This window comes from Geodermatophilus pulveris (genome assembly GCF_900188375.1).
In the GTDB taxonomy this organism is placed as follows: domain Bacteria; phylum Actinomycetota; class Actinomycetes; order Mycobacteriales; family Geodermatophilaceae; genus Geodermatophilus; species Geodermatophilus pulveris.
Genome location: NZ_FZOO01000003.1, coordinates 216,787 through 242,061, shown reverse-complemented (window position 1 = coordinate 242,061; position 25,275 = coordinate 216,787). Strand labels below are relative to the sequence as shown.

Below are 25,275 nucleotides of genomic sequence, written 5' to 3'. Positions count from 1 at the left end.
GGAGATGTTCGCGCCGCTGGCCCGCCGTGATCAGCGGGACAAGGGTGCGACGTATGTGCGCGGGTTGCTGCTGGACGGGCGGCGCAAGTCGATGCAGCCGATGGCCGCGCGGCTCGGCGTGGACGAGCAGGGGTTGCAGCAGTTCGTCACGTCGTCGACCTGGGCGGTGGAGCCGGTGCGGGAGCGGCTGGCCGGCCGGGCGGTGGCGGTGATCGCGCCGGAGGCGTGGGTGGTCGATGACACCGGGTTCGTCAAGGACGGCACCGCCTCGCCGGGGTGGCCCGGCAGTACTCCGGCACGCTGGGCAAGGTCGGCAACTGCCAGATCGGGGTGTCGATCTCCGCGGTGACCGACTTCGCCTCCTGCCCGCTGAACTGGCGGTTGTTCCTGCCGCCCAGCTGGGATGACCGAGAGGCGGCCACCCCGCAGGACGCAGCGGCAATCCGGTCCCGGCGGGCCCGCGCGGTCATTGCTGATGAGCAGCGGCACCGGGCCAAGTGGCGGCTGGCGCTGGACATGCTCGATGAGCTGGCCGGCTGGGGGCTGGCCCCGCCGGTGGCGGTCGCCGACGCCGGGTACGGCAACAACGCCGACTTCCGCGCCGGGATCGACGCCCGCGGCTGGGCCTACATCATGGGGGTCAACGGTGACCTGACCGCCTTTCCGGCCGAGGCGGTGCCGGAGGTCAATCCCTATTCCGGGCGGGGCCGACACCTCCTGCCGCGCTACCGCACCAAACCGGTCGGCCTGCGCGCCCACGTGCTGGCCGCCGGCCGCGACTCGGCCGTCGAGCTGACCTGGCGGGAGGGTTCACGCGGGCCGATGAGCTCGCATTTTCTTGCCTTACGGGTGCGGCCGGCCGGCCGCCGACCGACCGGGCGGCTGGCCGAGGACGGCTCGCTGCCGGCGGTGTGGTTGCTGGCCGAATGGCCACCCGCGGCCGCCGAGCCCACCGACTACTGGCTCTCGTCCCTGCCGAAGGACATTCCCCTGGCCGAGCTGGTCCGGCTGGCCAAGATCCGCTGGCTGATCGAACACGACTACCGCGAACTGAAGACCGCCCTCGGGCTGAACCACTTTGAGAGCCGCACCTTCGCCGGGTGGCATCGGCACGTCACCCTGGTCACCGCCGCCCAGCTGTTCCTCACCCGGCTGCGCACCGACCCAAGAGCGGCTGCGCCGGCCTGAGCCTGTATGCGGTCCTGCGCCATCTGAAGGCACTGCTCGCTGCACCGTCTGCGGCCAACCCGTCGGACACCGACCGAGAGCGCCGACCTAACGAAGCAGTACTAGGTGTACCGAGCCAGGACGTTGGTGACGGCGGGCTGGCTTGAATGAAGGAGAACCTCCGAGTGGGGTGTGGCTTGTCGAAGGCCCACATCCGCTCGGAGGTTCTCGTGTCCCACGGTAATGCCCGGCTGACCGTGCACGGCCGGAAGCTGATCGTCGCCCATCACCGGGCCGGGTGGCAGCAGGCGCACATCGCCGCGGCGATGGGGATCTCCCGCAAGTGCGTGCGGACCTGGATCGGCCGATACGAGGCCGAGGGCGAGGCCGGGCTGGCCGACCGGTCCAGCCGCCCGCACACCAGCCCACGGCGCACCGCCGCGGAGGTGGAGGACCGCATCGTCGAGCTACGCCGCCGTGAGCGTCGCGGGCCGGCCTGGATCGGCGCCGAGCTCGGGGTGCCGGCCCGCACGGTCTCCCGCGTCCTGGTCCGCCGCGGACAGCCCCGGCTGGCCGCCCTGGACCCGATGACCGGACACGTGATCCGGTCCTCGAAGACGACCGCGGTCCGCTACGAGCGGTCCCGGCCCGGCGAGCTGGTGCACATGGACGTCAAGAAGCTGGCCCGCATCCCCGACGGCGGCGGCTGGCGCGCGCACGGCCGCGCCGCCGGCAGTACCAGCCGCGACCGGGCCACCACCGTCGGCTACGACTACGTCCACTCGCTGGTCGATGACCACTCCCGGCTGGCCTACTCCGAGATCTTGCCCGACGAGAAGGGCGTGTCCTGCGCCGGCTTCCTGACCCGCGCCGCGGCCTACTTCGCCACCCACGGCATCGACCGGATCGAGCGGGTGATGACCGACAACGCCTGGGCCTACCGGTGGTCGCTGCGCGAGGTCATCACCGCGCTGGGAGCCCGGCAGAAGTTCATCAAGCCGCACTGCCCCTGGCAGAACGGCAAGGTCGAACGCCTCAACCGCACCCTGGTCAGCGAGTGGGCCTACCGCCAGGTCTTCACCAGCAACGACGAGCGCGCCGCAGCCCTTGCCCCCTGGATCGAGCACTACAACACTCAGCGCCGCCACAGTGCACTCGGCGGTCGTCCTCCGATCAGCCGCCTGGCACCAACCTGATGGCCGGGTACAACTAGGGCCTGTCCTGGCGGGTCGTAAGGCATGGCTCACCCCTCCTTGCTTATAGGCACCTTGCTGTTGCCTACATTCACTTGTTCTTGGCCGTGCGCAACATCCTCGCCAGCGCGACCAAGCCGCAGCGATGTCGGTGCGCCAACCTCACCCCTGCGGGAGGCGCCATCGACCCGGTGAGCGCCGCGCCGCCCGTCTCACCCGCATTGGGTCGCCTGCCGGATCACGTGTAGGCCCCAGGCGCGAGCCTGACGTCGGGCTGGTGCGCCCAGTCGGTGATGAACGCCGGCGCGGCACCATTGGTCACGCGCCACCCGCCGTCGCCGGTGGCGAACGCCACCGGAATCGTCGCCCACCCCGGCGTCTGCCGCACCAGCGCGATGTCGGTCAGCCCGTCACCGTTGAAGTCCCCGGCCACCAGCCGCACCCCGGGCTGGTGCGCCCAGTCGGTGATGAACGCCGGCGCCGCACCATTGGTCACGCGCCACCCGCCGTCGCCGGTGGCGAACGCCACCGGAATCGTCGCCCACCCCGGCGTCTGCCGCACCAGCGCGATGTCGGTCAGCCCGTCACCGTTGAAGTCCCCGGCCACCAGCCGCACCCCGGGCTGGTGCGCCCAGTCGGGGATGAACGCCGGCGCCGCACCATTGGTCACGCGCCACCCGCCGTCGCCGGTGGCGAACGCCACCGGAATCGTCGCCCACCCCGGCGTCTGCCGCACCAGCGCGATGTCGGTGGCCTTCTCCGCTGAAGACAGGGAGCTGGGAGCATTGGCCGCCACGGCAAGGCCCAACGCCAACAGTCCCGCACTGACCTCACGAATGACACCCTCGGCCTCAGTCAGGTCTGGCTGGAAGACGCGGCCGCATTCGATGGTGAAGCCGTAGACCTTCCCCTTGGCGGGGTCGACGAAATGACGACTGAACGCGTAGTCGTCGCTGGCGCCGGACGTCGGGTAGAGCCCGTAGGCCTGTTCAAAGCCGTAGTCATCGCCGCGCACCATTAGAATTGCGTCGTTCACCCCAGCCGAGAGAGCGGTGATCACGTCCAGGTCGGCCTGGGTGATGTACTCCCCATACGCGGTGTCGCCCCGACGGCCTCGCACGCTGTCGAATGCGGCGGCCAGGAAGGTCTGCTCCGGTCGCGCCGTCTGGTTCTCATCGCTGCCCCAGGAGTGCAAGATCACCGGGACGGCGCTGTGCACGTCGACCAACCAGCGGATACGGGGATGATTGTCCAAGACCCAGACGACGTTGCGCGTTTCCGGCTCCGAGGCGGGGTGTGGACCGCGGAAGACGAACCGGTCACAGGGGTTCGCGGAGGTGTTGACCCCGGAGTCCCCCGCAAACTTGGCGAGATGGTCCCACAGGAAGTCGAAATTGCGATTCAGGTCCACGCCGATGCAGTTGCCTCCGCCCAGATGCGGGCGACGGTTCTTGCGCCAGAGCGCATCCACGGTTTGGCTGTGCTGGCGCCCGTCCGGGTTCACGCACGGGTAGATGAGGAGGTTGATGGTCCCCATGATCTGCTGGATCTCGGCGGAGGAGAATTTCTGGCCGCCGTAGCCCAGCCCCGTGCCCAGGCTGAACGCCTCGAGCAGGTCCGCGGCCAAGGAGACCAACGCGTCCGGCGGCACCCACTCACGGGCGTGGACGCCACCGAGGAGGAGGACGGCGTCCACGTCCGTGGCATCCGACGTCCCCACCCGCAGGACGTGGGTCCGCCGCCCCTCATGAGTGAGGTGAGGACACGGAACCAGCTCTGCTGCATCGGGGTACGCGGCGGCGAGGTTCTGCAGCGCGGACTCGATCTCCACGGCGTTCAGGTAGGCCACGAGTCACTCACTCCTTCCGGCCCAGTCCTCGAGGGACCTCGCTCCTGGCGGCGAATCGATTGCCCTCACCGACGTCGGCCTGGCGTTCGCGTCCCACCTCGGTCGCGTTCTCCAGGACGGTCATCGACACCCGCGGAGCCGCACGGCTGGATCGCGCGCTCTCCAGCCGCGACTCCGGCAAGTAGACGTCCATGACGAATCCGGAGGCCGATCGGCTGGCCACGGGCCGACAGCCCACGTCGGGTTGGACCTCGTCGAGGAAGGCGCGTAGGGCGGACGGGCTCTCGGCCTCCAGCCGCACTCGGAACACCGGCTCGGCCGTCCACTCGTCGCCGGTCATGTCATCGGTCACCGGGTTCCCCTCCGGCGTCGAGCGCGGTGGCGAGCTGGCACCCCTGACCCCGCCGGCCGACGCCCGTCACTTGTAGGCCCCCGGCGCGAGCCGGACGCCGGGCTGGTGCGCCCAGTCGGGGATGAAGTTCGGCGCCGCGCCGTTGGTGATCGTCCAGCCGCCGTCGCCGGTGGCGAACGCCACCGGGATCGTGCCCCACCCCGGCGTCTGCCGCACCAGCGCGATGTCGGTCAGCCCGTTGCCGTTGAAGTCCCCGGCCACCAGCCGCACCCCGGGCTGGTGCGCCCAGTCGGGGATGAAGTTCGGCGCCGCGCCGTTGGTGATCGTCCAGCCGCCGTCGCCGGTGGCGAACGCCACCGGGATCGTGCCCCACCCCGGCGTCTGCCGCACCAGGGCGACCGCATTGGCCTGCGCAGCGGGCAGCGAGCTCTCGGCCAGCGCCACGGCCCGTTGGGCGTTCACCCTACCGAAGCCGTAGTCGTCATTGTGGCCGTTCCCGTCGTAGACGACGCCTCCGATCTTGTCGGCAGAGTCGTGCATGATCTGGCGCAGCTCATCGCGGGTGAGGTCGGGGTTCACCGCGAGCGCGAGCGCAGCGCACCCAGCCGCGGCCGGCGCGGCATAACTCGTCCCCGTCCCGGGTCCGTAGCCGCCATTGCCGGTCGTGCTCACGACCTGGACACCCGGCGCGATGAGTTCGACCTCCGGGCCGCGTGCCGCGTTGTCTTCCAGGTCCTGCCTGGTCGATCGAACGACGGCGATGACGTCCGGATGCGAGACGACCTCGTCCTGGAGGATGTCCACGTTGTTGCCGTTGCTGGCGGCCCAGAAGATGGCCAGGCCACGCCCATTACGGCCCTGGGCGGCAGCTCCCTCCACGGCGAGTTGGAGGGCGACGGTCAAGTCCCATGCCGCGCCGTTCGGCCCAAGACTCGACACGAGGATGTCTGCCCCCGTGGCGGGATCGGCTCCGGGAATCTCGGTCGCGGGATTGGCCGCGTAGGCGACCGCCTCGGCCAGTGTGGTTTGGGTCCCCACCTGGTCGTTCAGGCAAGCGATGACCATCAATCCGCACTCAGGAGCCGCGCCACACCCGCCGCGGCCGTTGTTGTGGCGGGCGCCGGCCATACCCGCACAGAAGGTTCCGTGGTTGCTGCCGGGCATGCCAGCGGTGCCCTGCACGAAGACGGCCGGGCCCGGGCCCGCCTCTTGGAAGAACCCGGACTCAGCGACGACACCAGCCTGGAGGTCCTCGTGAGCCGCGTTGAAGCCGTTGTCGATCACCGCCACGCGGATACCTGCGCCGAGAGTGCGGTCCCAAGCACCTTCGGCGTGCACGTCCGCGCCGGGTGTCCCCCCGTCCTGCCCCGTGTTGGACCATTGCCACTGTTCCCCGTACCTGGGATCGGTCGGGGTCACGCGCCCTGGCACATGCTCGATGAGGCTCGGTTCGGCCAGTGTGAACCGGGGGTCCCCGGTCAGGTCCACCGAAGCCGAGAGCGCGTCCTCGTGAACGGTCGTGTCCACCTCGAACAGATTGGGAGCGAAGCGCAGCCGCTTCAGCTGCTGCAGACCGCGCTCAGCGAGCGCCTGATCGGCGTCCTCCTCAGACATGTCCTCCCGGAGCTGCACGGTAAGCCGTTTCGTGACGACGCCGAACCGTCCGTTCGGCCGCTTGACGAGTTTGCCGGCCATTTCCGCGTAGTCGACGGCCGAAGGATCCTCCAGCGCGCGCTCGGCTTCCGGCGAGCGCGCCACAAAGACCCACTGAGCATTGCGGAAGGCATCGACCTCGTCCGAGGGCATGCCCTCGTCTTCCACCCTTGCCTCGGTGCCCAGAGCTTCGACCGCAGCACCGGCATCGGCGCGGTCGGTCGGAGTCAGTTTCACCGCGACGATGTCGTCGAGCGCCTCCACGGTCCTGCGTTGTCCACGGACGAAGTACTCGCGCTCCATCGCTGCTCCCTTCACCGTGATAGGAAACGATGCCGTGCCGACGTCACCGAGATGTCACGGCACCATCAATGCAGGGGCCTCGGCACCGATCCGACCTGATCCGGGTCGAAGACGAGCACGGTCACGAACCCTGCCCGGCTGTCGTCGGAGTCGAGGTCGTGAGGTCCTGCTGGTCAAGAGCGGCGAACGCTGCTTCGGATCGGATCCGCCCGGAGTGAGACCAACTCACCCACAGCAAGCTGGCCGAGGACAGCTCGCCCGAGGCCACCGCCGAGGTCGGGCGGGGCCTGGCCCGCGACATCGCTCGCAAGGTCGACGCCGCCTTCTTCGGTGACGGAACCGCCAACGGCCGGGAGCAGCCCGACGGGCTGGCCAGCCTCACCATCGGCGCGGGCAATGTCCAAGACATCGCCACCGGGACCGCCCCGACCGACCTGGATGCCTTCGCTGAGGCGCAGATGCTCGCCGCCAACGTGGGCGCGCAGATCACCGCCTTCGTCACCAACCCGGCCACCGCCCTGGTGTTGGCTCAGATGGAGGCCACCGGGTCGGGTAGGCCACTGCTCCAGCCCGACCCGACCCAGCCGATCCGCCGGGCGGTCTTCGGGGTGCCGCTGCCCCCCTCGGAGGGCCGGGTCGGCATGGTGTGGGGCTGCCCGCCGAGCGGGTGGTCACCGCCGTCCGGCGCGACGCCGAGGTGAGGGCCGACCGGTTGGTGTCCTTCACCTCCGACCGGGGTCGCCGTCCGGGCCACTTGCCGGGTCGGCTGCGGCTTCCCACACACGGCCGCTCTGGTCCGCATCCGGCTGGTCGCAAGCTGACGGACCGAACTAGGTCGGGCGGTGGCCCTAAAGCCCGGTAGGTCTCAGTCGTGACAAACAGGGGCTGGAGGTGTGAAACCCTCGGGCCAAAGAGTGTCCGGCGAGTAGCAGATGTTGGTGAGATCCGGAGGCAGGTAATCGCCGGTAAGAATTGCGCCGTTGAGATTTGCTCCACTCAGGTCCACGCCATTGAGCACGGAGCGGCGAGCGAAGTCCACTCCGACTAGCGTCGCGTTTCTCATGTTGGCCCCAGCAAAGGAGCTGCGACTCTGAAACACACCCGTCAGGTTCGCCTCTTCAAAGCTAACTGAATTCATAGAGGCTGCGACGATGGCCGCGCCGGTGAGGTTGGCGTTAGCGAAGCTTGCGTCGCTGAATGAGGTTCTATCCAAACTCGCTTCTCGCAGGTCGGCCCTCCAGAACTCAACCCCGATGGCGGTGGCTGCGAAGAAGCGAGCACGTTGAAGCCTGGCGCCCTCGAAAGTGGCGTTCGATACATTAGCACCCTCGAAGTCAACATCTGTCAGAATCGCCCCTGAGAAGTCGGCGCATGTGGGTCCTTCAGGTGTGGGGCAGTCAAGTCTGAGCCCTCTGAGATTGGCTCCAGCCAAATTAAGGCCAGAGAATGGCTTGAAGCTGTTCGGATCCCCAGCCCTTTCTCTGACAAAGCGCAGATTCTCAAGCACCTCTTGTCTATTGGCGATCTCACTGTCCAACTTCTCTTGCCGCTCGGCGATGCGGTTGTCCAAGTCCGCCTGTCGACGTGCTATCAAATTGTCTAGTAGAAACGTCAGGCCGACGCCTAGTAGCGCGACTAAGAGGGCGATCACAAGATCCCGACCATGCAACCCCAGCCTGGACTGGCCCTTGTTCGTAGCACTGGCCATATACGAGCTATCTCTTCGAGGGGTCGCCATGACATGGTCGGCGTAGCTCTCGGGACGGCTCATCCTCACCTCGCGGCTCAAGTTGTGCGGCACCCGTTGGGGTCGCCTGGCGCGTAGTTGCCCGGTCACAATCTAGGTAGGAGCGTGGGTTGTGCAACCCGCACGCTCAGGGGGCTGCCGCGGCGCTTGCTACATCGGCTACAGACTTCAGGGCGAGGTCCCTGCAGCCGCTCACCGGCCGGGTGCTGCCGCACGTGGGAAGGGGTGCCCAGAATGCACCTGAGTAGCTTTCTCGCCATCGGAGGACCCTACGGCGAGGACGCCAGAGTAGCGGCGTTGTGTTCCAGGGCAGGTGAGGGTCGGCCCCCGGTCCAATCTCCCTGCCCCAGAGGGACCGCGGTCCCACATCAATGATGAGCCAGCAATGTCCGGCGGTCCGTCGCCCGTCGCGTCGCTAAGCGGGCCATTCAGAAACACGGATGCGGCCTCATCGAGCTTGAGTCCAGACATCCGACCCGAGGAGCCTCCCGGCGTGACCATCCGCTGGTACACCGATGCCGACCGGCTGGACATGCGCGTCGCGGCCGAGGAGCGCCGGGTCCTCCGCGAGCTGGAGGACAGGTATAGCGCCCCCGCCGGGCTCTGGACACGCCAGAGTCGGCCTCCGGCGACTGCCCGACGGAGCGTGCAAGCTCAACCCATGGACCCTGTTGAAGAAATCCACGGAGCCGAACCCCGGCGGTTCCTGCGCCTTGTCTACGACTTCGAGGTCGAGGTCACTGACCCGACCCAGGCAGCCGCTTACACCATGGACTGGGGCCGTGACGAGGCTGGCGAGCCCGGGATGATGCCCTACTCGAACCAGAATGAGCAGATGCATGCGGCGGTGAGTCAGGCGCTGGCGGCAGGGCTGGTGGCTGCGGGTCAGCAAGCTGGCTTCAAGTGGCTCGGAGGGTCGCTGCTGCCGAGGCGAGTCGGCGAGGATGGGCGATACAGCGAGTTCCCGCTCCCCTCGATGCCCGTTCGCAGGGAGGACGGCAGCATCGACTAGTGCCGCGTCCGGCAGCGGGTCGGCGGCCATGCCCGCCAGGGTGCGGGACAGCACCGGGCCCCGCCGTCAGTACGACAGCGGGCCCGGTGTAGATGGGGCTCGGAGGTCAGCCGCCCCACCACGAGTCCGGCGTCAGCGAGACGAGCCAGGACACGCCCAGCCCGATGGTGAAGCCCCACCAGGTGCGCCAGCTGCGCCACCACGGCCGCTCAGGCTGTTCTGGGGTGGTCATCAGTCGTCAGGCCGCGTCCGGCCGGGGTACCAGGTGGACCGCCGTCCCCCAGCGGGTGGACCGGTTCCGGACGTCGAACTCCGCCGGGTGCTGTCGGTGATCTCGATGCGGCCGTTCGGGTGGATCTTCAGCCGGACGTCCTCGGTCAGCCGCCACATGCGGCGGCCGTCGGCAGCGGTCAGGGACGGTTCAACCAGCTCGAAGTACGTGGGTGCTGAGGTGAGGTCCGGGGACGGCTCAGGCATGGTCCGGGACGCTCCGCTCCGGGCCTGAGCGTCGTCAAGGGATGACGCCCCGGCAAGGTGACGGCGACTTCACGCCGGGCCTGACGTAGCAGGGCGCGACCTTGATCTGCGGTCAGAGTCGCCCATGGTCTTCCCTGTCTCACTGCGCCAGGCCTTGCCCCTGGGGCACTGTCCCGCCGGTTAGTTGTCCCCAGATCCGCTGTCCCCAGCGACACGCCGAGGCGAAGACACCGGACTTTTCGGGATTTTTCTCGTCCACACCCGGTGCGCGGCCTCCGCGCAGTTCAGCGGCCCGATGCGAATGACGCGGGGCGGGCCCCCCGCCGTCTCCACATGTCGACACGTCTGTGTCCACCAACTTGTCCATAAGTTGTGCAGAAGCGGGCCCACACCAGCGTTGGACGGGTCCGTCCGCTCTTCCTAACGTCCTCAGCGGTACGTGCCCCCGCATTTACCGATCGACAGAGGGTGAGGACGGGTCGACGGGTCCGCTCGCACACGCGAACGGGCCTCCTGCTGCAACAGGAGACCCGTCCTTGTCTCCCACCGATCAGGACTAGACACGAGGAGACGCGGTCGATGAAACACCGGGACCGGAACCCGAGCAAGTCACCGGAGGGGGGTGGCTGGCAGCCGGTGGTGAAGCTGGCCATCACCGCGACGGCAGTGACCGTGACTGCCATCTTTACGGACTCGCTTGACCTGGCCGCCCTGATGGGGACGGTGCTCCATGGGCGCTGACCCCACCGGTCGGCCTGTCGTCTGGGGGCGGGGCGAGCGTCGGGGACGCTGACGAGCGTGCACCCGCCGCCGGAATACCCGGACTTCTACGTCGCGGTCCTGACCATCGTGCCGATCGTTCTCGCCGGGCAGTTCTTGGTGCTGCGCCTGGAAATTCGAGCAGGCACCGAGCGGATGCGGCGGCTTGACCGTATGGCCACGAGGGGCGGACTCATCTCGGCATCCGTCTTAGCTCTTACCTCAATCACCCTCGCTCTCATGGCGCTCGGGGGCTTTGCCGAAGACGCGAGCCTCATGCGGATCCTGCTCCTGCTGGCGACGGTGTTCCAGGTCGCTCTTGGAATCGCTGGAGCTGCCATCGAGCGACGACCTCGGACGGAGGACCGACAGCCCTAGCTAGCTCAATGCGCTGGTCACCTACAGCACACTCGTCAAGCTGCAGACACAACCTGTGCATAGACCTTGCCTCCGGGAGGTCGAAGGACTCCTCGCAGGTAATCACCCGCCCCCGCGACCCACGCACGGCCGGACGTCACCCCCGTCCCTCGCTCCCCGCCTTAATCCCCTCGGCCTCGGTGGTGAGCGAGCGATAGGTGAGCCGGCGGTAGCACCGACCCCTCACCACGCCCACGGGCCCGGCCTGCTCCACCGCAGCGTCACGCGCATGCCACCGGTGTTGAGTTCCTCGAGCAGGTGTCGAGCGGTCGTGCGGACGCTTGGGCCGGCGGCCGCGCAGATGGACGAGCGGCTCGGCTCAAGCTCGGCCACCACGTACTCGGTCGGGAGATCCGCGGCTGCTTCACCCAGACCCGCGACCTGACGGCCAGCGGCCCGTCATCCAGACGTCGCACCGAGGTCACCGTCGGCGCCGCTCGACCTCGCGCAGCACCTCCCAGACCCGCTCGACCCGGGCCTCCACGTCGATCCTCGTGCGCTGCTCCACCGGGCCATCCTCTCCTGGTCGCTTCTGGAGATGAACCAAGATCATGTGCCACACACGTCTTGCATCTCGGGCTCGGGAACTCGTGGTGACGGGTTACCGGGGAAACGCCTGCACCCTCAGGGACATGGGAACCAGCGGCACTCCGAGTACCGGGCCCGACGGCGGGCGCGCGAGCAACAACACCGCCAGCAACGCCAGCACGCCCCGGTGGACCGCCCCCGTTCGGACCGGGCCGCCCCAGCGGCGGACGGGCCGGAACGACGCACCGCCGCGACGACGTGCGGATGGTGCGGCGGACCGATCACTCCGCGCAGCCGGGGCCCGATCCCGAAGTGGTGCTCGGCCACATGCCGGCATAGAGCCTGGGAACAGAGCCGCGCGACGACCTCGGGCCGTACGGCGGTACGGGTGGTCGAGCGGTGGGTCGAAGTCCGCGTCCCCCTCGATCCGACCCGCCGGGACTGGCCGAGGTTGCTCGGTGAGCTCGCCGGTCAACTGGACGACGGCCGCGTCTACGACCGAGACCTGCCCGCCCTCGGCCGGGCACTGAACCCGGTCCTGCAGTCCTACCGGCGGCGGGCCCGCTGGAGCGGCGCGCCCGACCTCCCGTGAGTGCCCGGAGCCGGAGCTGCCGTACTGCTCCTGTAGGGCACAGGCGTCGACGGTGACGTCGGGACAGGAGTCGTTGAGCGGGAAGCCAACGGGGTGACGTAGATGAGGGGGGCGGTACGACCCGACCGGTTCGACGTACCCCGATCGGCGCCACTGGCCGTCGCTGGCGACGTGCCTCCCGGCCCTGCTGGACGGCCGGCCCTCTGGCCGAGCACACGCCCCGCCAGGAAGCGCACCGATCCCGGCGCGAGCGGTAACGCGCCCCGCTTACGCCCGCGCGGCATGCCGTCCGGCAGCTGACGGCACCTCTGTCACCACCCCCGTCGTCAGCCACTCGTCACAACGGATTGCGCAGTCCTGGGTGCATGAGGTGTGTCGGCTCGTGATCTTGTCCGGTTGGGCAGCCGAGAGGGGAGCGGAAGAAGGGGTTCCAGGCAAGGATCGAACACGCTGGCCGAGGCGTGCGGCGCTGCGGAGGCCCGTGGCCGGTTTCAGATTGCGCTGCCGCGGAGGCGACTCGCCGAGGACGTGTCAGCAACCGTGGACCAGGACGTGTCCGAGATTCCCAGCCGATCGACGACACCAACAGGCCCGTGGACGCCGGACACGATGCGTGTGGCCGGACCAAGCGCGGTTCGGCCGCTATTGGAGACGGCGGATACGCAGCAGGCCGCGTTGCGCGACGGTGACCGTGCCGGCCAGCGTGGTCAGGTCGTGACCCGCGACCACCTCCGCGAGCGCAGCGGCCACGGTTTGCACCGACTGGTCAGACGGGCGAAGCACCAGGATGCCGGCATGGCTACCCGGCGGGTACGCCCGGATGTCGCCCAGTCCCCGATCCAACGTGATCAACAGGCGTCCGACAGCCGCCGCAGCGGCCACGACCTGCGGATCAGTTGCACCTGCGAGGTCCTCGTCGACGACGGTGTCGACATCGTGTCCGGCGGCGATGAGAACCTGGCGGGCTGAACGAGGGATGTTCTCGTCGAGCTTGACCTTCACTCGGGGCCCAGCGGGACCAATTCCTCGCGGGCCAGCAGCGCCCCGTAAGCGGCGGCGGCCTGCACGCCTTCGGAGGTCAGGGTCGGGTACTCCTCGACGATCTGTTCGGTGCTCATCCCGGCGGCAAGGCAGTCGAGCACCACGCTGACCGGCACGCGGGTGCCGGCGATCACCGCCTGGCCGCTCAGCACGGCCGGATCGGTGCTGATCAACCCCAGCCGGTCGGAACTCATGCGCCCAGTGTGCCCGTGCCCGCCAACCAAGCTCAGCACGCCGAGCCCCGGACCGTGCGGGCCTCGTCGAGCCGGACCCTCGATGCTTGCGCTGCGACCGGTGACCGCCCGAACGCCAGCGATCGCATGACACCGCCCGCGCCCCTCGACGTACCGGAGGAATACCGGAGACACACCGGAGCAAGCCGGGAGGACGAGGGACTCGAAGGACGCCGCCCCCGGTGATCGAAGGCCCGAACTGCAGGAGAACCGGAGAAAGACAGGAACTTCGCCGTGCAGTGTCACCAATCGGCCGAAGGTGGCGCCTTCTCCAGGCGGGCTGCCGCGACGAACGCCGGCGCACGAGGTCGGCCGACGAGGAGGGCGACATGGGCGACGTGCAGCGACATCGGGAGCCGGTGTCCAGCGACTCGCTGCTGCTCACGCCCGAGGAGGCCGCCGAGGTGCTCCGCGTCGGCCGCACCACGATCTACGCCCTCATGAAGGCAGGCGACCTGCGCCCGGTGCACATCGGCCGCAGCTGCCGGCTGTCCCGGGCCGAGCTCGAGCGCTACGTCCGCGGCCTGGAAGCCCCTCGCGCGCGGCGACGGACCCGGGCCAGCACGGACCAGCGGGGACTCTTCGAGCTCGGCCCGGAGTCCCCAGACGCGGCGTGACTCCCCAGGGCTCCCGCCCGCAGCCGAGCGCTCGACGAGACTGAACCTCCAGCCCACGACCCAGAGGTGACCGATGGCGACACGCGCGTCGAACGGCGAGTCGACGATCTACAAGGGCGCCGACGGGCGCTGGCACGGCTACGTCTCCGTCGGGTTCACGCTCGCCGGCAAGCTCGACCGCCGGCACGTCAGCAGCAAGAGCCGCGGCGTCGTGGTCACGAAGGTCCGAGAGCTCGAACGCCAGCGCGACACCGGGACGGTCAGCGAGACGTCCACCCCGACGGTCGCGTGGTGGCTCGAGCACTGGCTCACCACCATCGCCCCGCGCCGGGTGCGGCAGCGGACGCTGGAGAGCTACGAGTCCGCCGTCCGCAAGCACCTGATCCCCGGAGTCGGACGGCACCGCCTCGACCGGCTGCGCCCCGAGCACCTCGACCAGCTCTACACAGCGCTCCTCGATGCCGGCTACTCCCCCGCCACCGTGCTGCGCCATCACCGCCTCCTGTCCAGAGCGCTCACCGTCGCCATGCAACGTGGCCACGTCGCCCGCAACGTGGCCGGGCTCGTCGATCCACCCGCTCAGAAGCAGAGCGACCTCGCCACCGCCCTCGACCTCGGCGAGGCCCGGGCCGTCCTGGGCGCCGCGGCTCACGTGCGCAACTCCGCGCGCTGGACGGTGGCCCTCGCACTCGGTCTGCGGCAGTCCGAGGCCCTCGCGCTGCAGTGGAAGGACATCGACCTGCTCACCGGCACGCTGACGGTCCGGCGGAGCATCCACCGGGTCCGCGGCGGGCTGATCTACGAGGAGCCCAAGACCCGCCGCAGCCAGCGCACCCTTGCTCTCCCGCTGCCGCTCGTCGGTGCCCTGCACGAGCACAGGGCCCGCCAGCTCGGCGAGCGGATGCTGGCCGGCTCCGAGTGGCACGACGAGGACCTGGTCTTCGCCCAGCCCAACGGCCGGCCGATCGACAAGAAGACCGACTACGACGACTGGACCCGCCTGCTCCACAAAGCCGGCGTCCGCCACGTCCGCCTGCACGACGGCCGGCACACCGCCGCCACTCTCCTGCTCAGCGAGAACGTGCACCCGCGGGTCGTCATGGAGCTGCTCGGCCACAGCCAGATGCGCACCACGATGGACATCTACAGCCACGTCATGCCGGCCCTGGCCCGCGAAGCGGCCGATCGGATGAGCGCCCTGCTGCTGCCAGGTAAGGGTGGGCAAACTGCAACCACAACTGCAACCAGAGACGACTCAGGCCGCTCCCCCGAAGGAGAACGGCCTGGTCATCGGGGTGGAGCTGAGGGGACTCGAACCCCTGACCCCCACACTGCCAGTGTGGTGCGCTACCAGCTGCGCCACAGCCCCGCGCGGCCCGTTCCGGTGCGTCCGGACCGGGGACGACTGTACAGGCCCCGGCCCGGTGGCCCGTGCAGGGGTCGGCTCAGATGTCGACGCCGCGCGCGGCCAGCCACGGCACCGGGTCGATGCGCTTGCCGTCCATCCCGCCCTGGTGCACCTCGAAGTGCAGGTGCGGTCCGGTCGACTGCCCGCGGTTGCCGAGCAGGGCGATCGTCTCGCCGGCCTCCACGTACTGGCCGGGCTCCACCAGGATGGAGTCCATGTGGCCGTAGACGGTGACGTCGCCGTTCTCGTGGAGCACGTAGACGGCCAGTCCGAAGCCGCTGGCCGAGCCGGCCCGCAGCACGACGCCGTCCATGGCCGCGTACTCCGGCGTGCGCATCGGCGCGGCCAGGTCGATCCCGTGGTGGAAGGTGCCCCACCGGGCGCCGTAGCCGCTGGTGAAGCGGGCGCCCGCCACTGGCAGCACCGCCTTGGGCCGCGCGGCCTCCCGGGCCGCCTCGGCCGCGGCCGCCTCGGCGGCGGCCCGCTCGGCGCGGGAGGCGGCGACCTCCGCCAGCCGGGCCTCGGCCTCCGCGACGGTGATCGAGGCCATGGGCATCGTCTCGACGTCGTCGCCCGCGGTGACCAGCTCCATCTGCGCGGCGAGCACCGACGTCGGGCCGGCCGGCGCGTCCGAGGCGTTGGACACACCCGTGACGCCGGCCACCAGGCCGCCGAGCACCAGCGCCGCCAGCAGCATCGGGCCGCGGCGCGGGGCCGGGACCGCCCGGGAGGACCGGGGGGTCCGGGGGACCCGGAGGTCCCGGGGGCGCGCCGCGGAACGCCGACCAGCCATGCACCTGCCCGTTCGTGGGGGGAGAACGCCCGTCGCCGGGCCCGAGTGGGTAGGGAGGCATCCAAACACCCCGTGATGAGTCCGTGACCATGCGTACGGCGTGTCGGCTCGGGACTCGCCGGGCGTGACGTCGGGCACACCCGCGCCGGACGCCGGTCGCCGGCCGGGCGGGCCTCGATCGGGTATCGGTCCCGAGCTGCGGACTCGACGGCCGGCCCCCTGTGCGTGTAGTTGTTGTCGCTGCTGCACCACCCGGTCGAGGGCTCCTGTTCACCTGCGGCAGAGACCGCCGGCCCGGCCAGGACCGCCGAAGGGGGCAGACCGCTCGCCACGAGAAGGACCGGATGCTGCATGACCACACGTGGACGCCTGCTGGGCGGCCCCCGCCAGGGCCGCCGGCGGTGAGGTTCGTCTGGTCCTGCTTCCGCGGCCTCTACGCCGACAACCCCCGCGCCCTCTACGAGGGTGTCCTCGCGCGGGGCGCCGGCACCGACACGCACACCTGGCTGTGCACCCCCGCCACCCACGACGCCTTCCCGGCCGGCGTCCACACCGTCCAGCACGGCACCCCGGACGCCCGAGCGGCGCTGGAGGCCGCCGACGTCGTCGTCGCCAACGACTGCCTGTCCCTGCCGTGGGACAAGTCCCCCGGCACCACCTACCTGCAGACCTGGCACGGCACCCCGCTCAAGCGCATCCACCACGACGCCCCGTTCCGGCCGGGCTGGCTGGACGCCGCCGACCGTGACGTCGCCCGGTGGGACCACCTGCTGTCCCCCAACGCCTGGAGCACCGAGCGGCTGCGCGGCGCCTTCGGCTTCCGGGGGCCGGTGCACGAGACCGGCTACCCGCGCAACGACGTCCTGAGCAGCCCGGACCGCGACGCCGTCCGGGCCCGGGTGCGCGCGCGGCTGGGCCTCGCCGAGGGGACGACGGCGGTGCTCTACGCCCCCACCTGGCGCGACGACCAGGTGCTCGACGGCACCGGCGGCTCCGGCGCCGACCTGCGGATCGACCTCGACGCCTTCGCTGCGCGGCTGGGCGCCGACCACGTCCTGCTGGTCCGGCTGCACAACATCGTGGTCGACCGGCTCGACCTGCCCGCCGGCATCCCGGTGCTCGACGTCTCCGCCGAGCCGGACCCGGCGGGGCTGTACCTGGCCGCCGACGTGCTGGTCACCGACTACTCCTCGGTGATGTTCGACTTCGCCGTCACGGGCAAGCCGGTGCTGCTGTTCGCCTACGACCTCGACCACTACCGGAACGACCTGCGCGGCTTCTACGTCGACCTGGAGGAGGTCGCACCGGGGCCGGTGCTGGCCACCAGCGCCGAGCTCGTCGACGCACTCGCCGACCTGGACGCAACGACGGCGCCGCACGCGGCGCGGTACGCCCGCTTCCGGGAGACCTTCTGCCACCTCGAGGACGGGCACGCCACCGGGCGCGTCCTCGACCTGCTCACCCCGTCGGCAGCAGCCGCCGGAACCACCACCCGAGGAGGGGACGACCGTGCTCGCTGACCGCGCCACCACCGCCGCTGATCTGACCGGGCCGGCGGACGCCGCCCCGGGCCCGCGCCTGGGCGACCTCCCGGTGCAGGTGGTCATCCTGGCCGCCGGGATGGGCACCCGGCTGGGCCGGCCCTGGCCCAAGCCGCTGACCCCGCTGCACGACGGGCGCACCATCCTGCAGCGCCAGCTCGACGCGCTGCGCTCGGTGCTCGGGCCCGCCGTCGACGTCACCGTGGTCGTCGGGTTCGAGGCCGAGCGGGTCATGCGGGCGGTACCCGACGTGCGGTTCGCCTACAACCCCGACTACCGGGTCACCAACACCTCGCAGAGCCTGCTGCGGGCGCTGCGCGTCACCCCGGCGGGCGGCGTGCTGTGGCTCAACGGCGACGTCGTCTTCGACCCGGCGGTGCTGGAGACCGCCCTGCCGGCGCTGCGGGCCGACGAGAGCTTCGTCTGCGTCGACACCTCCGCCGTCGCCGACGAGGAGGTCAAGTACACCGTCGACGCCGAGGGCTGGATCGCCGAGTTGTCCAAGACCGTGGTCGGTGGCCTCGGCGAGGCCGTGGGCATCAACCACGTGTCGTCTGCGGACAAGCCGGTGCTGGTCGAGCACCTGGCCGCGTGCGCGGAGCAGGACTACTTCGAGCGCGGCATCGAGACCGCGATCGCCGCCGCCGGGCTGCACGTCCGGCCGCTGGACATCTCCCGGCACGCCGCCGTCGAGGTGGACTTCGAGGCCGACCTGGAGCGCGCCAACGCGCTGTTCGCCGGCCGGGGTCACCTGCAGCCGGTCACCGGCGACCCGGCCTGACCGGCGAGGGAGCCCGCGGGCTGCCGGGAGCGCCGGGTGGCCACCAGGCCGCCGACGACGCTCCCGGCGCCCAGGGCGACCAGCACGGCCACCGTCGCGCGGGTGAGCAGCACCGGCCCGGTGGCCAGCACGTTCGCCGTCCAGAGCACGTCGACGTCGGGCAGCCCCTGCACCAGCAGCAGCCAGCCGAGCACGACGGCCAGCAGGGCGGTCGGCCCGCCGCGACCCCGGCGGGCGGCCAGCAGGCCACCGGCCGCGACGGCGGCCGCGAGCAGCCCCGGCAGCAGGGCGGACACCAGCGCGCCGGCGTGCGAGGAGACGGTGGTCGCGGGCTCCGGCGTGGTGGCCGCGTGGTACAGCGCGGCGACCCCGCCCACCGCCATGAGGGCACCCAGCGGCCGCGGCCCGCGGGCCAGCAGCGCGGCGGCGACCGGCGCGAGCGCCAGGAGCACGGACACCGGCCACACCGCCCGGGCCCGGGGCGGCGGGCTCCAGGTGAGCTCGCCGCGCACCTGCGCCGCCACGCCGCCGTGCACCACCGGCACCGCCCACGCCGACACCCGGTGCGCCCGGGTCGGGTCGGCGGCCACCGCGGGCGGCAGCAGCCCCTCGCTCATCCAGTGCGTCCGGTGGTCGTGCCAGACGTAGCCGGGCTCGGTGGACACCTGCACCCAGTCCGGCTCGGCAGCCGGGTCGGCGTGCGCGGGCAGCGCGGTGCGGCCGAAGCGGTCGAGGTTGACGTAGGTGGCCGGGCTGTTGGCGTTGCGCCAGACGCCGTCCGGCCCGATGCGCAGGTAGGGCTCGCCGGAGTAGCCGGGCACCTCGACGTCGGTCGCCGTCGCGTTGAGCAGCTCGAGCTCGTCGCCGAAGGAGAGCACCCGCACCGCGACGCCGGGCAGCGCCGGCTCCACGGCCAGCACCCGCGCGTCGAAGTCGCTGCCGGCGGCCCCGCCGCCGACGTGCGCCCGCGCCGGGGCGGCGAGCAGCACGACGGCCGGCAGCACGAGGGCCAGGACCCCGAGGACGACGACGAGCGGGCGGGCGGCCCGCCGGGTCACGCCCGGGTCACCAGCGCGAGGTCCTCGGCGATGTCGCGGCTGGTGTTGCCCGCGTCGAAGGCGACGTCGGCCAGGTCGTCGGTGCCGTACAGCAGCAGCAGCGAGGAGTGCAGCCGGCCGTTGTCCTCCGCCTGCGGCACCCCGGCGGCCAGCTGGGCCTGGTCGATCTGCTCCTGGGTGCCGGTCAGCCCGACGAAGCGGGTGGGCAGGTCGGCGTCGAAGCGGGACAGGTACTCGGCGAGCACGTCCGGGGTGTCGAACGCCGGGTCGGTGGTGACGAACACCACCTGCACCTGCTCGGCCAGCGCCGGGTCGACGCCGCGCAGCGCGAGGGCGACGTCGGCCATCGTCGTCGGGCAGATGTCCGGGCAGTTGGTGAAGCCGAAGAACAGCAGCGTGGGCTCCCCGTCGGTCTCCGCGGCGAAGTCGTAGGGCTGCCCGCCGGGGCCGGTGAGGGTGAACGACGGCCGCTGGTAGGGGTCGGGCAGGTCCAGCCCGGCGTAGCGGTCCTCGGGGCCCTCGACCTGCGCGACGGCACCGTGGCCCTCGTGGGCCTCGTCGGCCGCGCCGCCTCCGCAGCCGGCCAGCACGAGCCAGGCACAGAGCATGGCGGCGGCCAGCCGGCCGCGGGGGAACGGGCTCACGAGGACACGGTACGACGGCCGGCCCGCCAGCCGAGGACGACGCCGGCCAGGCCGGTGAGCAGCGCGAGGACGGCCACGAACAGGGCCAGCGCGCCCGGGCCGGCGTCGCCGTGGGCGGTCCCCGCCGCGGCGGCGGTGTCGGTGTCGGTCGTCGCCGTCCCCGCCGTGCCGTGCCCGGCGTCGGCGGCCGCGGTGAGCGTGAGCAGCGGGGCGGGGCGCTGCGGCTCGGCCTGGCCCGCGACGGTCGGCTCGATCCACGCCGCCTCGGTGCCGTCGCTGTAGGTCTGCACCGCGGGGAAGGTCAGCCGGTCGGCGTCCGGGAACGGGCCGCCGGACAGCGCGAACTCCTGGAACTCGCCGGGCCGGATGCCCCCGCCGTCCACCGCCCGGAACTCCACGACCGAGACGTGGCTGGTGACCTGCTCGCCGTGGGCCTGCAACGGCGTGGCCAGGTCGGCGGTGGTCATCGTGACCGTCCAGCCGGGTACCGGCTGGGCCCGCAGCGAGGCCAGCGCGGACTCCTCCGGGATGGAGATGCGCAGTGCCACGGTGCTGGCGGTGTCGCTCTCGTTGGGCACCCGGAAGGTGAGCTTGCCGTAGCCGCCCGCGGTCGCGTCGGAGGAGGAGACGGTGACGTGCGCGGCGGCGGCACCGGCTGCGGCGACGGCGGCGGCCAGCGCGGTGAGCAGGGCCAGGACGACGACGCCGAGCCGGGCGAGCGGTCGGGGCGGGGGGGTGGGCACGGTTCTCCTGTCGGTCGGGGGCGCCGGGGACCTCAGCGCACGGGGAAGGTGGTGCTGGCGGTGCCGGCGGTGAACTCGTCGAGCCGGACGCTCACCGCGAGGGTCCAGGTGCCGGCGCCGGGGATCGCCATGCCGTCGCCGACGTAGTGGCCGGGCCCGGCCGGCTGCAGGGCGACGTCGATCGGGCCGAGCTCCTGGGCGGGCTCGGTCAGCGTCACCCGGATGTCGGCGGGCTGGGTGAACTGCCCCTGCGGGTCGAGCAGGTACACGTGCAGGGTGTTCGGGCCGGTCGCCGCCGGGTCGACCGAGATCTGCACGCTGCCGGCCTCCCCCGCGGCGGTCTGCACGGGCAGGGTGACGTCGACCGGCCGGGCCACGTCCGCCCGCGCCGGGGGCGTGCCGACGAGCACCGCCGAGACGGCGAGGACGACGAGGCCGACGGCGAGCTCGACGAGCACCGCCCGGCGCAGCGCGGGACGCTCCGCGGCGGCCGCGGCGGCCAGCACCCCGGCGCGGGCACCGGCGGCCGAGGTCACCGCCGGGTGCGGCCCGGGCTCGTCGGCGGCCGCGGCGCCGGAGGCCGCGGAGAACGCGTGCGCGGTGACCCGCCGGCGCGGCGCGGGCCGGGACCGCCGCACGCCCAGGTGCTGCTGCACCCAGACCCGGGAGACGCCGGCGGCGGCCAGCAGCAGCAGGACGAGCACCAGCTTGGCCAGCAGCAGCCAGCCGTAGCTGGTCGTCACCAGCGCGGTGGGCGAGCCGACCTCGCGCACGGACTGCACCACCCCGGTGACCACCAGCGCGGTCACCGACCCGGCGGCCAGCCGGGAGAACGGCGGCAGCGCCTGCGCGAGGTCCGCGGCGGGGGCCTCCTCGCGCAGCACGCCGCCGAGCAGCCCGGCCAGGCCCCCCAGCCAGACGGCCATCGCCGCGACGTGCACGGCCGCGGCGGCGACGGCCAGGCCCGGCAGCGGGCCGGCGACCGGGTGACCGACCGCGGCGAAGGTGCCGACGAGCGCGGCGGCGAGGACGCCGCCCGCGACGACGTCCGGCCGTGCCGGGCTCCCCCGCCGCCACACCCGGGCCAGCACGACGGCCAGCGCGGCGACCAGGACGGCGCGCAGCAGGTGCGCCGCGCCGGTGGCCGAGCCCGCCGTCGCCTGCAGCAGGGCCGGGTCGGCGATCGAGGTGGGCCCGCTGCCGGCCGCGTAGGGCCCCTGCAGCAGGAGGGACAGCACCGCGCCCGCGACCACGGCGGCCAGCCCGCCGGTGACCATGCGGCGCAGCCGGGAGGAGGCCCACCCGGCCGGCCAGGCGGTCAGCAGCAGCACCGGGACGCCGACGGCGAGTGACAACCCGGCGAAGCCCAGCCACCGGGCGGCCGGGAGCGCCGCGCCCACCACGGGGTCGGTGTCCCCGGCACCCGAGGCGGCGCCGGCGGGCACCAGCTCGCCGTCACCCACGACGAAGGAGAAGGCGCCCGAGACGGGGTGGGAGTCGGCCGAGACGACCCGGTAGGTGACGAGGTAGCCGTCGTCGGCCAGGTCGCCGCGCAGCGGGACGACCACGGCGTCGCCCTCGACCGAGGCCGAGCCGGTGTCCACCCGCTCCCCCGCCGCGTCCAGGACGCGGGCGTACCCGGCGCCCAGGGAGACGCCTTCGGTGAAGGTGAGGGTCACCTGCGCCGGGGCCTGCTCCAGGCGGGCGCCCTCGGCCGGGTCGGTCGACACCAGCTCGGCGTGCGCGGCGGCCGGCGGCGCGGTCGCCACCCCGGCCGCGAGCCACAGCCCGAGCAGGGCCAGCGTCGCCGCTGCCCAGCGCCTCACGCCGGCACCCGCTCGCGGCCGAGCGCGGGCAGCGCCCGGCGGCGGCGGCCCCGCCAGGCGAGCGCGGCGACCAGCGCCGCGCCGGCGAGCAGCAGCAGGTGCGCGGCCGCGCGGCCGGCGTCCACGTGCCCGGCGCGCAGGTCGGCGACGGTGAGGACGGCGAGCGTCGCCACGAGGGTGCCGAGGAAGGGCAGCGCGCCGGTGGCCAGCCGCGGGGCGGCGGCGACGGCGAGCAGCGCCGCGGCCGTGGCCAGCCCCCAGGCACCGGTCTCGTGGGCCATGTGCACCGGCGCGCTCATCGCCCCGGTGCCCGCGACGAGGGCGGGCCAGGCGGCCGCCGCCTGGGCCACGCCGACGGCCAGCAGGGCCAGGCGGAGCGCTGCCGTGACCAGCCGGGCCCGGGCGGCGGCCGCGGTACCGGGCAGCTCGCGGGGCAGCGCGGTCAGCACGGCGGCGGTGAGGTCGGGCACGGCCGGGGCGGCGGCCAGCCGGGCGCGGCGGGTGACCAGCTCGGCCTGCCGGGCCCAGGCCGCGCAGCCGGGGCAGGCGTCCAGGTGGGCGTCCAGCTCGCCGGGGGGCAGGCCGGGCGCCTCGCCGTCGAGCCGGGCGGAGACCGCCTCGCGGTACGGGGTGCACTGCACGAGGGAGTGGTCGTCGCCGCGCCCCGGTTGGTTCCCGTGAGCTGCGCAACAGCCCGGACGGCGGGCCACCGGGGAGGATGGACGGCGTGGACGAGCTGGAGCGGTTGGCGGCCGCCGCCGTCGACGGGGACCCGCTCGCCGCGGCGGCGCTGGTGCGCGCCACCCAGTCCGAGGTCTGGCGGCTGTGCGCGGCCCTCGGCGACCGGCAGGCCGCCGACGACCTGACCCAGGAGACCTACCTGCGCGCCTTCGGGTCGCTGCACCGCTTCGAGGGCCGCTCCTCCCTGCGCACCTGGCTGCTGTCGATCGCCCGGCGGGTCTGTGCCGACGCCGTCCGCTCCCGCCGGCGCCGCCGGCTCACCCTGGTCCGGGAGGACGCCGACCTCGAGGCCCTCCGCCCGGACGACCGCGCCGACCGGGTGGGCGAGGGCGCCGCGGTCGCCGACCTGCTGGCCCGGCTGTCCCCCGACCGGCGCGAGGCCTTCGCGCTCACCCAGCTGCTCGGGCTGTCCTACGCCGAGGCCGCGGAGGTCACCGGCTGCCCGGTGGGCACCGTCCGGTCGCGGGTGGCGCGGGCGCGGGCGGACCTGGTGGCCGCCCTCGGCGGGGACGACGCGGCGGCCGCGCGCGGCTGAGCGGCCGGCGTCCCAGTCAGCGGGACGCACCGGGCGCCTATCCCGACCGACCTGGTAGACATTTCCCGTGGCGGCGACGGCGGTGCTCCTCGTGGGGCGGATCCACGTCGACCTGCTGCGCGTGTGCACCGCGCGCTGTCCGGGCTGCTGACCCTCGCGTCCCGCGCTCCCCTCGCACGTCCCGCGCTGCGCCACGCCTCTCTGCGGGCCCGCGGACTCCCCGGATCCGGAGAACCAGCCCGTGAAGACACTGGTCCTGCTCGCCCTCGTGGGCCTCGGTGCGCAGCTCGTGGACGGCAGCCTCGGCATGGCCTACGGCGTGACGTCGACCACCTTGCTGCTCGCCATCGGCACCAACCCGGCTGCCGCGTCGGCCACCATCCACCTCGCCGAGATCGGCACGACACTCGCGTCCGGCCTCGCGCACTGGAAGTTCGGCAACGTCGACTGGAGGGTCGTCGCCAAGGTCGGCATCCCCGGCGCGGTCGGCGCCTTCCTCGGGGCCACCGTGCTGTCCCATCTCTCGACCGAGGTCGCCGCCCCGGTCATGTCGCTGGTCCTGCTCTCGCTGGGTGTCTACCTGCTGGTGCGCTTCACCCTCCGCGGTGTCGACCGCCGGCACCTCGGCAAGCCGGTCCGCAAGCGCTTCCTCGGCCCGCTGGGCATGGTGGCCGGTTTCGTCGACGCGACCGGTGGCGGTGGCTGGGGCCCGGTCGGCACGCCGGCGCTGCTGGCCAGTGGCCGGATGGAGCCACGCACGGTCATCGGCTCGATCGACACCTCGGAGTTCCTCGTCGCCGTGGCCGCCAGCCTCGGCTTCGTGCTCGCCCTCGGCTCGCAGGGCATCGACGTCCTGTGGGTGCTGGGCCTCCTCGCCGGCGGCCTGGTCGCCGCCCCCATCGCGGCGTGGCTGGTGCGGCACGTCCCACCGCGGATGCTCGGCTCGCTGGTCGGCGGCGTCATCGTCCTGACCAACACCCGCACGCTGCTCCGCAGCGACTGGGTCGACGCCTCCGACGCGGTGCGCTCCGCGGTCTACGTGCTCCTCGTCGCCGTCTGGGCCGCGGCCGTCGTCCACTCCCTCCGCGAGTACCGGCGCGACCGGGTCCGCGAGTCGGCCGACGCCCTCGCCGCGCAGGCCGCCCGGCTGCGCGGGGAGCCTGCGGACGGGCGCGACCGCACCGTGGCCGCCGGCCGCCCCGCCGACCCCCGCGACTGACCCCCACGCCGTCCGGGTCCACCGGCTGGCCGGGGGCACCGGCCAG

26 protein-coding genes, 1 tRNA gene and 2 pseudogenes are annotated in these 25,275 nt (G+C 72.4%); 13 read left to right on the top strand and 16 right to left on the bottom strand.

Annotated features, from left to right (window positions below; all coding sequences use genetic code 11):
* Positions 1 to 4 precede the first annotated feature (4 nt).
* Together CHB98_RS07815 and CHB98_RS07810 are read left to right on the top strand one after the other, a co-directional pair.
* Positions 5 to 1,188, top strand: a pseudogene (locus tag CHB98_RS07815) (IS701 family transposase).
* 209 nt (positions 1,189 to 1,397) lie between these two features.
* Entirely contained in the window at positions 1,398 to 2,363 is a 966-nt protein-coding gene (locus tag CHB98_RS07810; protein ID WP_143425007.1) for an IS481 family transposase, read from the top strand.
* 235 nt (positions 2,364 to 2,598) lie between these two features.
* Here the strand turns inward: CHB98_RS07810 and CHB98_RS21505 are convergent, their stop codons facing one another.
* The 3 genes from CHB98_RS21505 to CHB98_RS07795 form a co-directional block, all read right to left on the bottom strand.
* On the bottom strand, positions 2,599 to 4,209 hold the full coding sequence (locus tag CHB98_RS21505) for a M14 family zinc carboxypeptidase (RefSeq protein ID WP_179224301.1): 1,611 nt from the start codon (positions 4,207 to 4,209) through the stop codon (positions 2,599 to 2,601).
* 7 nt (positions 4,210 to 4,216) lie between these two features.
* Positions 4,217 to 4,561, bottom strand: a complete 345-nt coding sequence (locus tag CHB98_RS07800; RefSeq protein WP_089305035.1) for a hypothetical protein — start codon at positions 4,559 to 4,561, stop codon at positions 4,217 to 4,219.
* Between the two features lie 66 nt (positions 4,562 to 4,627).
* The gene (locus CHB98_RS07795) at positions 4,628 to 6,517 is read right to left on the bottom strand and encodes a S8 family serine peptidase (protein ID WP_089305034.1); all 1,890 of its coding nucleotides are present in this window, start codon (positions 6,515 to 6,517) and stop codon (positions 4,628 to 4,630) included.
* 239 nt (positions 6,518 to 6,756) lie between these two features.
* Here CHB98_RS07795 and CHB98_RS07790 point away from each other — a divergent pair, with 239 nt between their 5' ends.
* Positions 6,757 to 7,218 carry a phage major capsid protein gene (locus tag CHB98_RS07790; RefSeq protein ID WP_089305033.1) on the top strand — a complete coding sequence of 154 codons (462 nt, stop codon included), beginning with the start codon at positions 6,757 to 6,759 and terminating at the stop codon, positions 7,216 to 7,218.
* Positions 7,219 to 7,382: 164 nt separating this feature from the next.
* Here the strand turns inward: CHB98_RS07790 and CHB98_RS07785 are convergent, their stop codons facing one another.
* On the bottom strand, positions 7,383 to 8,288 hold the full coding sequence (locus CHB98_RS07785; protein ID WP_143425005.1) for a pentapeptide repeat-containing protein: 906 nt from the start codon (positions 8,286 to 8,288) through the stop codon (positions 7,383 to 7,385).
* A 469-nt stretch (positions 8,289 to 8,757) separates the two neighbouring features.
* Here CHB98_RS07785 and CHB98_RS07780 point away from each other — a divergent pair, with 469 nt between their 5' ends.
* Positions 8,758 to 9,276 (top strand): hypothetical protein, encoded by a 519-nt coding sequence (locus CHB98_RS07780; RefSeq protein ID WP_089305031.1) that lies wholly within the window; start codon positions 8,758 to 8,760, stop codon positions 9,274 to 9,276.
* Between the two features lie 106 nt (positions 9,277 to 9,382).
* On the opposite strand, the gene CHB98_RS22680 is transcribed toward CHB98_RS07780, so the two are convergent.
* Both CHB98_RS22680 and CHB98_RS21040 read right to left on the bottom strand, forming a co-directional pair.
* Positions 9,383 to 9,508, bottom strand: coding sequence for a hypothetical protein (locus tag CHB98_RS22680; protein ID WP_281251843.1), 126 nt, complete (start codon positions 9,506 to 9,508; stop codon positions 9,383 to 9,385).
* Positions 9,508 to 9,753 carry a hypothetical protein gene (locus CHB98_RS21040; protein WP_143425003.1) on the bottom strand — a complete coding sequence of 82 codons (246 nt, stop codon included), beginning with the start codon at positions 9,751 to 9,753 and terminating at the stop codon, positions 9,508 to 9,510. The genes CHB98_RS22680 and CHB98_RS21040 overlap by 1 nt, the downstream gene beginning before the upstream one ends.
* A gap of 579 nt (positions 9,754 to 10,332) precedes the next feature.
* Between CHB98_RS21040 and CHB98_RS21500 the strand changes: the two genes are divergently transcribed.
* Positions 10,333 to 10,494: a hypothetical protein gene (locus CHB98_RS21500; protein WP_179224299.1), complete on the top strand. Its 162-nt coding sequence runs from the start codon at positions 10,333 to 10,335 to the stop codon at positions 10,492 to 10,494.
* A 57-nt stretch (positions 10,495 to 10,551) separates the two neighbouring features.
* Positions 10,552 to 10,890 (top strand): hypothetical protein, encoded by a 339-nt coding sequence (locus CHB98_RS07770; protein ID WP_089305029.1) that lies wholly within the window; start codon positions 10,552 to 10,554, stop codon positions 10,888 to 10,890.
* A gap of 460 nt (positions 10,891 to 11,350) precedes the next feature.
* Here CHB98_RS07770 and CHB98_RS22675 read toward each other — a convergent pair whose 3' ends face one another.
* Positions 11,351 to 11,482: a hypothetical protein gene (locus CHB98_RS22675; RefSeq protein WP_281251842.1), complete on the bottom strand. Its 132-nt coding sequence runs from the start codon at positions 11,480 to 11,482 to the stop codon at positions 11,351 to 11,353.
* A 363-nt stretch (positions 11,483 to 11,845) separates the two neighbouring features.
* On the opposite strand from CHB98_RS22675, the gene CHB98_RS07760 reads away from it, so the two are divergent.
* Entirely contained in the window at positions 11,846 to 12,049 is a 204-nt protein-coding gene (locus CHB98_RS07760; protein ID WP_089305028.1) for a hypothetical protein, read from the top strand.
* Between the two features lie 642 nt (positions 12,050 to 12,691).
* Here the strand turns inward: CHB98_RS07760 and CHB98_RS07755 are convergent.
* Together CHB98_RS07755 and CHB98_RS07750 are read right to left on the bottom strand one after the other, a co-directional pair.
* A complete protein-coding gene (locus CHB98_RS07755; protein ID WP_089305027.1) occupies positions 12,692 to 13,051 on the bottom strand; it encodes a DUF5615 family PIN-like protein in 360 nt (119 codons plus the stop codon).
* The gene (locus tag CHB98_RS07750) at positions 13,048 to 13,284 is read right to left on the bottom strand and encodes a DUF433 domain-containing protein (protein WP_089305276.1); all 237 of its coding nucleotides are present in this window, start codon (positions 13,282 to 13,284) and stop codon (positions 13,048 to 13,050) included. Before CHB98_RS07750 ends, CHB98_RS07755 begins: the two co-directional genes overlap by 4 nt.
* A 368-nt stretch (positions 13,285 to 13,652) precedes the next feature.
* On the opposite strand from CHB98_RS07750, the gene CHB98_RS07745 reads away from it, so the two are divergent.
* Positions 13,653 to 13,940, top strand: a complete 288-nt coding sequence (locus tag CHB98_RS07745; RefSeq protein WP_089305026.1) for a helix-turn-helix domain-containing protein — start codon at positions 13,653 to 13,655, stop codon at positions 13,938 to 13,940.
* A gap of 73 nt (positions 13,941 to 14,013) precedes the next feature.
* Positions 14,014 to 15,084 (top strand): annotated as a pseudogene (locus CHB98_RS23005) (tyrosine-type recombinase/integrase); the annotation flags it as partial.
* A 152-nt stretch (positions 15,085 to 15,236) separates the two neighbouring features.
* On the opposite strand, the gene CHB98_RS07730 reads toward CHB98_RS23005, so the two are convergent.
* Positions 15,237 to 15,309, bottom strand: a tRNA-Ala gene (locus tag CHB98_RS07730).
* Positions 15,310 to 15,385: 76 nt separating this feature from the next.
* A complete protein-coding gene (locus CHB98_RS07725) occupies positions 15,386 to 16,045 on the bottom strand; it encodes a M23 family metallopeptidase (RefSeq protein WP_245820996.1) in 660 nt (219 codons plus the stop codon).
* Between the two features lie 497 nt (positions 16,046 to 16,542).
* Between CHB98_RS07725 and CHB98_RS07720 the strand changes: the two genes are divergently transcribed.
* Positions 16,543 to 17,661, top strand: coding sequence for a CDP-glycerol glycerophosphotransferase family protein (locus CHB98_RS07720; RefSeq protein ID WP_089305024.1), 1,119 nt, complete (start codon positions 16,543 to 16,545; stop codon positions 17,659 to 17,661).
* Positions 17,651 to 18,463, top strand: a complete 813-nt coding sequence (locus tag CHB98_RS07715; protein WP_089305023.1) for a phosphocholine cytidylyltransferase family protein — start codon at positions 17,651 to 17,653, stop codon at positions 18,461 to 18,463. Before CHB98_RS07720 ends, CHB98_RS07715 begins: the two co-directional genes overlap by 11 nt.
* Here the strand turns inward: CHB98_RS07715 and CHB98_RS07710 are convergent.
* From CHB98_RS07710 to CHB98_RS07690, 5 genes are read right to left on the bottom strand one after another with little or no spacing between them, the layout of a single operon-like run.
* Positions 18,430 to 19,521, bottom strand: a complete 1,092-nt coding sequence (locus tag CHB98_RS07710; protein ID WP_089305022.1) for a hypothetical protein — start codon at positions 19,519 to 19,521, stop codon at positions 18,430 to 18,432. The genes CHB98_RS07715 and CHB98_RS07710 overlap by 34 nt on opposite strands.
* Positions 19,518 to 20,165, bottom strand: coding sequence for an SCO family protein (locus CHB98_RS07705; protein ID WP_089305021.1), 648 nt, complete (start codon positions 20,163 to 20,165; stop codon positions 19,518 to 19,520). Before CHB98_RS07705 ends, CHB98_RS07710 begins: the two co-directional genes overlap by 4 nt.
* Positions 20,162 to 20,908: a YcnI family protein gene (locus CHB98_RS07700; protein ID WP_089305020.1), complete on the bottom strand. Its 747-nt coding sequence runs from the start codon at positions 20,906 to 20,908 to the stop codon at positions 20,162 to 20,164. The genes CHB98_RS07705 and CHB98_RS07700 overlap by 4 nt, the downstream gene beginning before the upstream one ends.
* 32 nt (positions 20,909 to 20,940) lie before the next feature.
* Entirely contained in the window at positions 20,941 to 22,734 is a 1,794-nt protein-coding gene (locus CHB98_RS07695; RefSeq protein ID WP_089305019.1) for a copper resistance CopC/CopD family protein, read from the bottom strand.
* Positions 22,731 to 23,375: a zf-HC2 domain-containing protein gene (locus CHB98_RS07690; RefSeq protein WP_089305018.1), complete on the bottom strand. Its 645-nt coding sequence runs from the start codon at positions 23,373 to 23,375 to the stop codon at positions 22,731 to 22,733. The genes CHB98_RS07695 and CHB98_RS07690 overlap by 4 nt, the downstream gene beginning before the upstream one ends.
* 86 nt (positions 23,376 to 23,461) lie before the next feature.
* Between CHB98_RS07690 and CHB98_RS07685 the strand changes: the two genes are divergently transcribed.
* Both CHB98_RS07685 and CHB98_RS07680 read left to right on the top strand, forming a co-directional pair.
* Complete coding sequence (locus CHB98_RS07685; protein WP_089305275.1) at positions 23,462 to 24,010, top strand: sigma-70 family RNA polymerase sigma factor; 549 nt, start codon at positions 23,462 to 23,464, stop codon at positions 24,008 to 24,010.
* A 241-nt stretch (positions 24,011 to 24,251) separates the two neighbouring features.
* On the top strand, positions 24,252 to 25,229 hold the full coding sequence (locus tag CHB98_RS07680; protein WP_089305017.1) for a sulfite exporter TauE/SafE family protein: 978 nt from the start codon (positions 24,252 to 24,254) through the stop codon (positions 25,227 to 25,229).
* Positions 25,230 to 25,275: the final 46 nt, after the last annotated feature.

Bases quoted from the DNA above. Each gene is read 5' to 3' on its own strand.
- CHB98_RS22675 (WP_281251842.1), bottom strand. From the start codon at position 11,482: ATGATCTTGGTTCATCTCCAGAAGCGACCAGGAGAGGATGGCCCGGTG.
- CHB98_RS07795 (WP_089305034.1), bottom strand. From the start codon at position 6,517: ATGGAGCGCGAGTACTTCGTCCGTGGACAACGCAGGACCGTGGAGGCG.
- CHB98_RS07725 (WP_245820996.1), bottom strand. From the start codon at position 16,045: ATGCTGCTGGCGGCGCTGGTGCTCGGCGGCCTGGTGGCCGGCGTCACG.
- CHB98_RS07785 (WP_143425005.1), bottom strand. From the start codon at position 8,288: ATGAGCCGTCCCGAGAGCTACGCCGACCATGTCATGGCGACCCCTCGA.
- CHB98_RS21500 (WP_179224299.1), top strand. From the start codon at position 10,333: ATGAAACACCGGGACCGGAACCCGAGCAAGTCACCGGAGGGGGGTGGC.
- CHB98_RS07750 (WP_089305276.1), bottom strand. From the start codon at position 13,284: ATGAGTTCCGACCGGCTGGGGTTGATCAGCACCGATCCGGCCGTGCTG.
- CHB98_RS07745 (WP_089305026.1), top strand. From the start codon at position 13,653: ATGGGCGACGTGCAGCGACATCGGGAGCCGGTGTCCAGCGACTCGCTG.
- CHB98_RS22680 (WP_281251843.1), bottom strand. From the start codon at position 9,508: ATGACCACCCCAGAACAGCCTGAGCGGCCGTGGTGGCGCAGCTGGCGC.
- CHB98_RS21040 (WP_143425003.1), bottom strand. From the start codon at position 9,753: ATGCCTGAGCCGTCCCCGGACCTCACCTCAGCACCCACGTACTTCGAG.